The 11,539-nt window shown below is 52.6% G+C and carries 9 protein-coding genes and 1 pseudogene; 8 read left to right on the plus strand and 2 right to left on the minus strand.

Features of this window, described 5'->3' with window-relative positions; translation table 11 throughout:
- The 5 genes from HFM78_RS01840 to HFM78_RS01860 form a co-directional block, all read left to right on the plus strand.
- Positions 1-2,811 (plus strand): COR domain-containing protein (locus HFM78_RS01840; protein WP_287127711.1); only part of this gene is annotated, 2,811 nt, incomplete at its 5' end.
- A 215-nt stretch (positions 2,812-3,026) separates the two neighbouring features.
- A complete protein-coding gene (gene crtE, locus HFM78_RS01845) occupies positions 3,027-3,917 on the plus strand; it encodes a geranylgeranyl diphosphate synthase CrtE (protein WP_287127712.1) in 891 nt (296 codons plus the stop codon).
- A gap of 5 nt (positions 3,918-3,922) precedes the next feature.
- Positions 3,923-4,375, plus strand: a complete 453-nt coding sequence (locus HFM78_RS01850) for a divergent PAP2 family protein (protein WP_287127713.1) — start codon at positions 3,923-3,925, stop codon at positions 4,373-4,375.
- On the plus strand, positions 4,372-5,223 hold the full coding sequence (locus HFM78_RS01855) for an alpha/beta fold hydrolase (protein WP_287127714.1): 852 nt from the start codon (positions 4,372-4,374) through the stop codon (positions 5,221-5,223). The genes HFM78_RS01850 and HFM78_RS01855 overlap by 4 nt, the downstream gene beginning before the upstream one ends.
- A gap of 273 nt (positions 5,224-5,496) precedes the next feature.
- Positions 5,497-5,724, plus strand: coding sequence for a hypothetical protein (locus tag HFM78_RS01860; protein ID WP_287127715.1), 228 nt, complete (start codon positions 5,497-5,499; stop codon positions 5,722-5,724).
- A 100-nt stretch (positions 5,725-5,824) separates the two neighbouring features.
- Here HFM78_RS01860 and HFM78_RS01865 read toward each other — a convergent pair whose 3' ends face one another.
- The gene (locus HFM78_RS01865) at positions 5,825-6,529 is read right to left on the minus strand and encodes an SDR family oxidoreductase (protein ID WP_287127716.1); all 705 of its coding nucleotides are present in this window, start codon (positions 6,527-6,529) and stop codon (positions 5,825-5,827) included.
- Between the two features lie 42 nt (positions 6,530-6,571).
- A complete protein-coding gene (locus tag HFM78_RS01870) occupies positions 6,572-7,489 on the minus strand; it encodes a cation diffusion facilitator family transporter (protein WP_396032985.1) in 918 nt (305 codons plus the stop codon).
- Positions 7,490-7,729: 240 nt separating this feature from the next.
- Here HFM78_RS01870 and HFM78_RS01875 point away from each other — a divergent pair, with 240 nt between their 5' ends.
- The 3 genes and pseudogenes from HFM78_RS01875 to HFM78_RS01885 all read left to right on the plus strand — a co-directional run.
- On the plus strand, positions 7,730-8,554 hold the full coding sequence (locus tag HFM78_RS01875; RefSeq protein ID WP_287127718.1) for a transporter: 825 nt from the start codon (positions 7,730-7,732) through the stop codon (positions 8,552-8,554).
- Between the two features lie 578 nt (positions 8,555-9,132).
- Positions 9,133-10,323: a hypothetical protein gene (locus tag HFM78_RS01880; protein ID WP_287127719.1), complete on the plus strand. Its 1,191-nt coding sequence runs from the start codon at positions 9,133-9,135 to the stop codon at positions 10,321-10,323.
- Positions 10,324-11,243: 920 nt separating this feature from the next.
- Positions 11,244-11,539 (plus strand): annotated as a pseudogene (locus HFM78_RS01885) (RNA-guided endonuclease TnpB family protein); the annotation flags it as partial.

The following is an 11,539-nucleotide window of genomic DNA, read 5'->3' on the forward strand; positions in this document are numbered from 1 at the left end:
CTACCAGAGTGGCTGGGCAGCTTTACTCAACTACAGGATCTTTACCTCTCAAACAATCAATTAACTAATCTACCAGAGTGGCTGGGCAGCCTTACTCAACTACAGTTCCTTGACCTCTCAAGCAATCAATTAACTAATCTACCGGAGTCCCTAGGTAACCTTACTCAACTACCAAATCTTTACCTCTCAAACAACTACTTAACCGAGCTACCTGAGTCCCTAGGTAACCTTACTCAACTACACTTGCTTGACCTCTCAGACAATCAATTAACTAATCTACCGGAGTCCCTAGGTAACCTTGCTCAACTACAGAATCTTATCCTCTTAAATAATCAATTAACCGATCTACCGGAGTCTCTAGGTAACCTTACTCAATTACGCTATCTTGATTTCCGAGATAATCCCCTAAACCCTTTAATAAGAGCTGTTTGTGAACAGGGTATACAGACACTTCTGCAATTCTTCCGGGAACAAGCAAATGATAAAGTAATTCTTCATGAAGCCAAACTGGTTTTAGTTGGTGAAGGTGAAGTGGGTAAAAGTAGTCTACTAGCTGCTCTTCGAGGAGAGCAGTTTATAGAAGGTCGGGATACGACGCATGGGGTGGAGATTAAGTGTATATCTCTGACTAACCCTGATACAGAAGACACATTGACACTGAACGGGTGGGATTTTGGTGGTCAACCCATTTATCGCCCGACCCATCAACTTTTCTTTAGTGAGGCTGCTATTTACTTAGTCGTGTGGAAACCCCGTGAGGGACCCGAACAAGGCTTTGTAGAATACTGGACCAATTTGATTAAGCACAGAGCATTTGACGAAAAACGTCCTCACCAAAGACCCCGAGTGTTAATCGTCGCAACCCACGGCGGTCCTAAAGAACGGCAAGCATTTTTAGATGAGGAGGCTTTACGTAAACGCTTCCCAGACTTCATCGTAGACTTCTCGCATGTGGACAGCCAAACGGGTGATCAAATTAAGGAATTAAAACAGGCCATTGCTCGAACAGCTAGTGGTCTTCCTGATGTGGGCCGTCCCTATCCTGGTCGCTGGCAAAGAATCAGAGAAATACTAGCTCGTCAATCCAAACCTTACCTATTGTTCACAGAATTAAAAGAAATTTGTTACGGTCAAGGCTTGAGCAACGAACAAACTAATCTCTTTATCACTATTTGCCACACACTCGGGCAACTGATTTACTACAATCAGGATGAAGGATTGAAGGATATAGTAATTCTCAAACCTGACTGGTTGACCAAGGCAATTAGCTTTGTTCTGGAAGATAAGCAAATTAAGGAACAGTATGGCCTGATTCAACACAGTCGCCTAAGGGAACTGTGGAACGATCCAGCACGTAATAAAGAAGAACGTTATTCCCCTGAACTACATCCCATTTTCCTACGGTTGATGGAGCGGTTCGATGTGTCCTATCGAGTAATTCTGCCTGACCCTGCCAACCACACTAGTCTAATCGCCCAACTCGTCCCTGGTGCCCGCCCTGAGAGATTTGCTGAAGACTGGAATGAGAGACCAACATCTGGGGACAAAGAACAAGTGCAAGTTTGTCGGATTGTGGATGCAAGCACTGGCATCAACGCACCTGCCGAAGGTCTTTTTTATCAACTGATTGTGCGGCTCCATCGCTACTCTCTTGGTCGAGAAGATTACAGGAAGAGCTGTCACTGGCAGCAGGGCTTAGTCTTGGAGGATGGTTACAATGGTCGGGCTTTCTTAGTGTTAGAAGGGGGTGATATTCGCATCACGGTTCGAGCCGCCTATCCAATTGTCTTCCTTAACCAGCTAAGCAGCGAAGTAAAATGGCTAGTCGAGAATTTTTGGAAAGGCTTGCGTTGTCAGATCATGGTGCCTTGTCGTGGACCCTGTGGTGTGGACGATCCAGGCCGGGGCTTGTTTGAAATTGAGAAATTGATTGAGAGTAGACGTAAAAGCCGCTCTGATTATCCTTGTTCAATTCCTGGCTGTAACCAATGGCAGAATATTGATGAATTGATGGTCAATATCTCACAACCTAATTCTGACGTTGCATCCCATCAGAATCAACAAACAGCAGAGATAATACAAGCTATACAACAGGGAATTCAACCGATTTTGGTTGAGGTGCAGACTTCTCGAATTGAGGTCCAGGCTTTCATGAGTAAGGCTGATGAACATTATGCTGCGGTAATGACTACCCTACTTGATGAAGGCCGGGATGGGCCTCGCTTAATTAGTTGGACCCCAGTTGATCCGGGGTTTTGGGACAGACCAGGATGGATGAGCCAAAAGATACGCCTGACCCTCTGGTGTGAACATTCGCGTTTACCTTTGCCGATCCTGTGGGGAGATAAACGGGGGGTATACGAGTTTGACCAACCCCGTGAATGGTTAGTGAAGGTAGCTCCCTATGTCCGGCTTGTAACTGGAGCTTTGAGCCTTGTGTTGCCCGTAGCAGCATCAGCCGCCAAACTCGTGGTAGACGATAGCTATAAACAGCAGTTAGAGTTCTCTGAAAAATCAACCAAGGCCCTCCTAGATGTAGGCGGTCAAGCTGGCGAGTGGCTGGGTCATGACGATAGACCAGGACTCTCTGGCGAGAGAACTATGGAGTTCGAGACTCCAGAGTATCAACGCCAATTCGGTCAACCCACGCCCACCTACGGGGGAATGCTCAGAGAGCTAGAACACCTCTTGCGGACTAAAGACCCAGGTTTTGGGGGGTTAGTGAGAGTCCAGAACAACCGCCGAGAATTCCTTTGGATTCACCCCAACTACGAAAAGGAATATAACCCCGGCCTGCCCCAGATTCCTTAAAGATGGATGGGTTCATCTCAAAGCAAAAGCGACCAGTACTGATGGTGAGCAATCCGGTGGCGATAGTAAACAGAACGAGCATTTCGGGTCAGAGGACCTAGAGCCGTCCTAGTTTTAAAATCTCTCGTTGTCCTAGAAACCTCCGGGTGAGGAAAGGGAGTATCAGGGACCTGACAGCAATACCCCTAAAATAAGGGAAGGTTTATGGGCGGGTCATGGTTGGGTTTGAGCTAGTCCAATACTTGAGTCAACGCAAAGTCCTGGTCGAGGAAGCCTTGGGGCAGTTCCTTCCCTTGGCTGAACCGGAGACCATCTACCAGGCCATGCGCTATTCCCTCCTCGCCGGGGGCAAGCGTCTCCGCCCAATCCTCTGTTTGGCAAGCTGTGAACTTCTAGGCGGTAGGCTCGCCTGGGCCGTCCCCACCGCCTGTGCCCTAGAGATGATTCACACGATGTCCTTAATCCATGACGACCTACCCGCGATGGACAATGACGACCTGCGCCGGGGCCAGCCCACCAACCATAAAGTTTATGGTGAAGCCATGGCAATCCTGGCGGGTGACGGACTCTTAGCCTACGCTTTCGAGGTCATGGCGACCCAGACCCCGGCGCAGGTCCAGCCTGCTCAAGTCTTAGCTGTCGTGGCACGGTTGGGACGGGCGGCTAGTGCCAGTGGACTCGTGGGCGGTCAGGTGATGGACCTCCAGAGCGAAGGTAAACCCATTCCCCTGACGACGCTCCAGACCCTCCATGCCAAGAAAACCGGGGCTCTGCTCGAAGTAGCCGTGGTCAGTGGCGGTATCCTCGCGGGCGGTGGCACCGAGGAACTGGGCCGACTCAGCCGTTACGCACAAAAAATCGGGCTGGCTTTTCAGATTGTGGACGATATTTTAGACATCACGGGTACGCCTGAGAAAATTGGTAAAACCATTGGCAAGGATGTTGCTGTCCAAAAAGCCACATATCCAAGCCTATTAGGACTGGAATGCTCCCAGAATCTAGCCCAACAACTCACTACTGAGGCCAAGACCGAGTTGATCGGTTTTGGTGAACGGGCGGTCCCTCTTCTCGCTCTCGCGGACTTTATTACCCAGCGGGAGCACTGAGGCGTATGTACCCACTCAGCAATGTCTTCGAGAATCAAGTCCTAGTGGTCGCTCTCCTCGCCGGACTCGCTGCCCAATCCATCAAGCTCGTGGTCGCCCTCGTCCAAACCGGAAAAATTAACCTCCGCGTTTTGACTACCTCGGGGGGAATGCCAAGCTCCCATTCGGCCTTGGTCGTGGCCCTCGCAACGGGCGTGGGCCAGACTAGCAATTGGAGTAGTAATGAGTTTGCGATTGCGGCGGTGTTTGCGTTTATTGTCATGTACGATGCAGCGGGGGTCCGCCGGGCGGCGGGTAAGCAAGCACGGGTTTTGAACATCATCATTGAAGAGCTATTTAGCGAAAAGCCCCAGTTTCTTGAGGAGCGGCTGATGGAGTTACTGGGACATACACCCGTCCAGGTTTTTGCGGGGGCGGCCTTGGGCTTTATCTTTATGTGGTTGGTGGGACCGGGATGACGGAGTTTCCATGGCAGTTTAAGGATGTCCAAGCGAACGGTTTAGTTTTTCACTGCGCCCATCTCGGCGAGGGTCCGCTGCTAATCCTGCTCCATGGTTTCCCGGAGTGCTGGTACAGTTGGCGGCATCAGATTGTCCCTTTGGCCCAACATTTTCGGGTCGTGGTCCCAGACCTGCGGGGGTATAACCTCTCCAGTCAACCCCCAGACACCCGCGCTTATCTGCTGGATTATCTGGTGGAGGATGTGGTGGCCTTGGCGCGGGCTTGGGGGGAATCGCGTTTCCGCTTGGTCGGGCATGACTGGGGGGCCTTGATTGCTTGGGCGACGGCGTTGCGTCATCCTTACCGGGTGCCCCGGGTTGCCGCGCTCCAGGTCCCGCCCCCCTTGGCCCTACGTGATAACCTCACGCCCCGCCAACTGTGGGCCAGCCGCTATATTGCCCTATTCCAGATACCGGGGCTGGCGGAGTGGTACCTGAGTGACCAGGACTATCGGTTGGTGCGTTCCATTTTCACGGACCCCACGGTGCGACCAGGGAAAATCACGGCGGAGGATATCCAGTATTTCGTGGCGGCAATTAAACGAGGTTCACTAAGGGCAATGCTCAACTATTACCGTGCCAACTTCGGACCTGGGCTGGCCCCGGACCTGATGACCCCGATTCAAGTGCCCTCATTGTTTATTTATGGTGAGGATGATTTCGCCATTACCCCAGATTTTGTGTATCGGCTGGACCGCTATATTCTCTCGGATTATCAAGAGGTCCGTATCCCCGCCTGTGGGCACTGGTGCCAACAAGAATACCCCGAGGTCGTGACGGAAGCCTTGTTAAAGTTCTTGCGGTGATTGCTCAGGAGGACGACAAGAACCTGTCCTGAGTCCATCACCCCTTGAGAAACGTCTCCAACCGTGGTTGAATGCGAGTTTCGAGATTCAGAATATCCTCAGGGCAAAGTTTGCGGATGTGTTTTACGTAACAGAGTGCCGCTTCCTCGACGCCGTGACCTGCCTCTTAGCCGATGAGTTTTACTAAACTCGACGACTGCCAAGACCGGTTAACTGCCCAGCTCCACTAGACCCTGACCTATGTAGCGGACCATCTGGCGCGTCCGTTGGCAAGTGGCAGAGTTTCACCGCGAAATCAAACCCCTGACGGGGCTTGAAGCGTGTCAATGTCGCAAGGAGCGTAGGCAACGCAATCATATCGGCGGTGCGCGGCTGGTGTGGGTAGGGCTTAACGAGGTCGCCTATGGTACCCAAACCATCTATCAACTCCAGCCGGGGCTACGCTCTGGGTGGTTGATGCAGCAACTGAAGCACCCGGCTAGGCCGATGGCTCTTACGTAAGTCCTGTAATTGTTTGAATTGGTCGTGGTCAATGCTCATGGCCCTGAGTGTAAGCGGAAGATGACCGCTGATGGTCTCTTTCCATGCCTGTAGAGGAGTATCACCACGGGATGGGTTCGCGGTTGCGGAAGAAACCCCCGGTCGGTCCATCCTCGGGGAGGGTGGCAAGCCAGAGGACCGTATCGGCTCCCTCCGCCGGGGTCCGTGGCGCATCGGGACCACCCATGGCGGTCTTGACCCAACCTGGACACATACTGTTGACCAAAATACCCGTCCCTCGCACTTCGTAGGCGAGCATCCGGGTCAGGCTATTGAGGGCGGTTTTGGACATCCGGTAGGCGGGATAACCGCTGAGCATATCCGACAGTTGCCCCGCGCCGGAGGAGACATGCACTACCCGCCCGTACTTCTGCCTTTGCATCAGAGGAATGAGGGTCTGAGCCAAGCGCAGGGGACCAAAGACATTGGTGAGGAAGGTCCGTTCAAAAGTCTCTACACGAGCAGTCAGAGCCTGGTCTGTCGGTTCATCCAGGAAGACCCCGGCGTTGTTGACCAAGACATCCACCCGGCCCACGTCCGCATGTAAGTAGGTCCCCAACTGTTCAATACTGGTCGGTTCATTGACGTCTAGGGGATAGTAATGGACTGGGAGACCTTCTTGCGCTAGTTCTGCCGCCGCTTGTTTACCCTCAGTCTCGTTGCGGCTAGTTAGGATTACCGCGAGCCCGACTTGGGCCAATTGGCGACATACTTCAAAGCCGATACCCCGATTAGCTCCCGTTACTAAGGCAATCCGTTGTTCCACCCGCGCCTCCGGGGAAAGATGCTATCAGCTTACACCCGCCTATTAAACTTGCGGCGGCGGGGCTAGCACGCAGAGGTAGTCCCCAGTTTCGACTTGGAGTGTCGTGTGTTCGATGGCGAACTTAACGTGGAGATGGGCACAGACTTCCGCTAAAAAGCGATCCCCTGGGGACCCACTTGGTAGGACGAGATGGGCGGTCAGGGCGTTCTCCGTGGTACTCATCGCCCAGATGTGTAGATCGTGGACCCCGCTCACACCAGGTAGGGCTTCGAGATAGGTGCGGACAGCTTGGGGATCAATCTGTTCAGGGACCCCATCGAGGGCGAGATTGAGCGATTCCACCAAAAGACCCCAGGTTCCCCAGGAGATGACCACCGCAATCGCCAGACTCATCATCGGGTCTAGCCATAACCAGCCCGTGACCAGAATTAATACGCCCGCCAAGACTGTACCCAAGGACACAACCGCATCCGCCATCAGGTGCAAAAAAGCCCCCCGCAGGTTCAGGTCATGCTTCTGTCCAGCCTGAAAAAGTAAAGCACTACCCGCATTGACCGCAATCCCCACTGCCGCTACCCAAACGACCGTCTCACCCACCACCACGCCCGGATCGGTAAATCGCCGCAGAGCTTCCCAGACAATCACCCCCACCGCGACCAGCAACAGGACTGCATTCCCCAGAGCCGCCAGAATTGAGGCGCGACGTAGGCCATAGGTGCGCCGGACTGAGGGTTGCTGACGCGCCAAGGTACTTGCCCCCCAAGCCAGTGACAGGCCCAGCACATCACTCAGGTTGTGCCCCGCATCAGCAACCAGGGCGAGGGAATGGGCCAAAAGCCCAAATACGAATTCCACCCCGACAAAACCCAGGTTCAGAGCAATCCCTAGAGCAAAAGCTTGGCTGTAATTGGTGGCATGGTGACTGTGACTGTGGCTATGGTGACTATGGTTATGCGCCATCGCGGTTGGCCCAGGCACGGTACAAACCCAGGATAAGCCGCTAACGCCAAACCCTAGTTAGTGAAAAATTACTGCTGACGCAGTAGGAATGGTTTTTGCACGGTAGGCACCGTTATTTAAGCCGTAGCAAGGCGTCCTAATGAAAAATGAAAAAATAGTGAAAAATATCGTCGCTGCCCTTGACGCTGAGGAGATGGAGCAGTACAACAGAGAAGATTTCATTTTTATTTCACATTTGAGGTGGCTGTGGGGCGTGGGATTGGTTTTGTGCTGTGGTTACTTGTCTGTGTATTGCCCGTGCTGGCCCAGCCATTACCGGATAAGAGTCAGTACACCTTGACCAACCGGACCCCCAAGGAGTTATTGCGCCCCTTGAGTCCTGACCGTCCCGATGTGACGGAGAGTGCTTACACCGTAGATGCGGGCTGGTTGCAGCTTGAGACCGATGTTTTGGGGTTCAGTCGCGAGGACGGGCGGACGAGTTGGACCCTTGCCCCCTTGAATTTTAAGTTGGGGCTAGGCCAAAATGTGGATTTTCAAGTGGGCCTGACCCCCTATAGTCTCAGTGATAGCAATGTAGAAGGCGTGGTCAGCCGTGAGACCGCCGTTATCCCCGATGTAACACTCCGCGTAAAGGTTAACCTCTGGGGAAACGATGGGGGTCCGACAGCTTTTGCGGTTATGCCGTTTATCACAATTCCCACGAGAGCCGGACGAGTAGATGGGGGCCTCATTTTCCCCCTCGCCGTGGAACTCAGTGAGGGCTGGGGACTAGGCACGATGGTCGTGGTCGCCTTTGTGCCCAACACTATAGATGACGGGTACCACACCGAGTTCGTCAATAGTCTGGTGCTTGGGCACGACCTGACAGCGGAGTTGGGAGCTTTTGCCGAGTTCGTCAGTATGCTCAGTACTGAACAGGAAGCTCCTTGGATGGCAACAGTTAATGCTGGCTTGACCTACGCCCTCAGTCAAAACCTCCTCCTCGATACAGGCGTACGCTTCGGCCTCACTCCCGCCGCCCCCGATACCGAGCTTTTTGTGGGTCTGACCGTCCGCTTCTAAGGCCCGCCTTAGAAGATCCCCCCAGCCCCCTTTTAAAAGGGGGGAAAGAATCTATTTGAGTTGCCTTAAGCAAAAAGCTCCAAGACTTACGCAAGAGCCATCGAAATAGCAGGGTGCTTCAGTTACTGCATCAACCACCCAGAGCACAGCCCCTCCTTGAGCTGATTGACCTTGCCCCAAATTAGTGGACAGAGACCTTGTGCTACCTGAGAGCCGGCCGCGTAGTAACCTTTCTCAAACTCAACTGGGGGTAGCTAGCCCACCGTGGAAGCTAACCGGTGTCGGTTGTAAAATACTTCTAGCCACGCGCCGATGGTTGTACCAGCCGTGGCCCGACTTTGCCCTTGCTCTGGGCTGACTAACTCTCGTTTGAGCGACAGCATTATCCCAATGCTCTCACCCCGTCGCCGCCCCCTAGAGGGGAGACCGTTGAACAAAGCTGAGGTTCCTTGAAGCTCTAAGCCGGGAGTAAATTCACCCCTACTACATTGGCTACTCAGCTTACAGGATGGACTACCATCTCGTCATCCAGTCAGTACCCCTCCACGTATTGACTAATAGATGCAAAGGACCAGAACATGAAGCAATTGGCTTTGACGCTGTCACTTTTACTCACCGTCGGCTCGGCACCAATGGTGTTCGCGCAGTCCACCGGCGAAATTGATGCTTTACTGGCGACAGCAGCCCGTGAATCAGGACAACCCAGCTATTCTCCGCGCACGGCGGTTAAGTTCAAGACCAGCGATAACGTCTTCCTGAAGAGTGCCCTAGCCATTGACTTCACGCCCCGCAATGCGACCGTGACCCTGCCTTTATACCGGGGCCTCGCCCCCAATGGCGCGTCTGTTTACTACATCATCACCGAAGCTTCCGACTACGCTACGGCCCAGACGCTCGGCATCAACTACGCACCCAAACTGCGGCACATCACCGCCATGGCGGGCGGACAAGCCGTTACGCTCGATAACGGCCTGATGAAATTCCGGGGCGTGATTGACTTTGCACCCATCCGCCAGATTGTCGGCGGCTCGCCTAATCCTTTCCCACCGCTGGTGGCTAAGCCCGGTGCGATTGCCGATGCTGAATGGTCCTCAGCGATTGTATTGCCCAGTGGGATCATCCTGAACGCTCAGGTCATCGCCAACGCCAGCGGCACCCATGACCGGTTGAAGGCACTGGACCTCATTAAGCGGACTGTGACCCTATCGCTCTTGGACGGGATGCAGGACGGTAAGCCGCTTTACTATCATTTGGTCACCGATGTCTCGGCTGAAGTCCCGGCAGTCCTAGAAAACGGTGTCTACGCGCCACGACTGGCGAACATTCTGAGCTTTGGTCAGAGCCGACCCAGTGACCGCTCCGCACTCCTTGGCTTCTCTCCGACGTTAAATGGTCCCCTGGAGCCCGGTCGGGGTGCGGAGCAAGGCTTCGCCTCTTCCATCGCCAACAATGGCATCGATCCGGTCAATGTCTTTCCGATTGAGCCTGATAACAACAACCGTTCGCAGGACAATAATTACAGTCCGCTATGGGATGCTCACGTAAACCAATGGACAGCAGCGGCGATACAGGCGAACAAAGTACGCCGGATCAATTCCTTCGCTGACCTGATAGCTCTAGTACAGGCTGGCGATGTGGAGAGTGCGGTCATCAACCCACCGGGACCGGGCAATGCCTTCGTTGCTGGTCTAAGACCGACCAAGGTGGTCATCAACTGCCCGGTCATTGCTCATCCCACGGTCTCCCAGAATGCCCCGGTCCCGCTCTAAAGGGCATCTTGATTTAGATAAAAATGAGAAAATAAAGGAACAGCTCGACCAATCCTTAGGATGGGACCACAAGGCCTGTGGGATTGGGAACAACGTCAGCAAAAACTAGCTGAGCCGAAAAATTGCTTAACGCCGTTAGACACCCTGCTGCCCTGGGAGCCATTGCGCCCTCTTTTTCAGAAAGTACATGAGCGTCCTCGACAAAGTAAGGCTGGTGGCAAGCCCTTGGCCGAATTCTAAGGTTCAAACTCCTTTGTATAGCTAGTAAGTATGTTTTTATCCGTCGCTATAAAGTAATGCATGCAGCGAGACCTGATGCTCGAACGTTTGGCGAAGTTTTAGCTATAGAAAATGCATCTGCTGCGGTTTGGGCGGACCGCGCATAGCGGCGTGAAGCTATAGCGTGGGCGAAAATGGGATGCAAAAGTGAATTTAAGTTACAACCTGACACGGTACATTTATTGACGAAGTGCCGGAGCAGTGTAAGTAAAACTGGAAAAAACGGGTGAAATGAGCCAGCAAGGACAGGACTTTTTCATAACCTATGTCTGCGATAAGAGCCATAACTCTAAGTATTTGATTTCAGTCTATCTTGTGCATTAATTGAGGTGCCCATTTTCTTTTTACGCAAAATATCACAGCATATCCTGAGTGCACAAAATAGCTCTAGAAAAAATTTAAGCAGTCCAAGTCTCGTCTATGGGTCCCCAAAACAGTGCTGGCTTTTTACAAAATGTGTGTGAGGTCTCTCCCCCACAGTCAGTTAGGCAGAGGCGAGGAGGCAAGAGAGCAAAGCTTTCTCTTATCAAGAGCGGCTTATAGCCCCCTAGCTAAAGCTAGGGGGCTATAAGCCGTATGAGCCAATGGCGAATAGGATATCTGAGCGACAATTTTCAGCTTAAATAAACTACAATAGTAGCATGTTAGTCCTTGAGTCAAAGTTAGTCGCCACCTCTGAGCAGTTCGCCTTAATTGATGAGGCGATCCGCACCTTCCAATTCATCCGCAATAAAGCTTTGCGCTACTGGATTGATACCAAAGGAGCTACCAAGTATGATCTAAATAAACAGTGTGCGATTCTTGCCAAAGAGTTTGAATGGGCAGGAAAGCTAAACTCGATGGCGCGACAGTCGGCGGCGGAGAGAGCATGAGCAGCAGTTGCTAGGTTCTTTGATAATTGCAAGAAGAAAGTCTCAGGTAAGAAAGGCTATCCTAA

This window comes from Candidatus Cyanaurora vandensis, from assembly GCF_013285555.1.
Lineage (GTDB): Bacteria > Cyanobacteriota > Cyanobacteriia > Gloeobacterales > Anthocerotibacteraceae > Cyanaurora > Cyanaurora vandensis.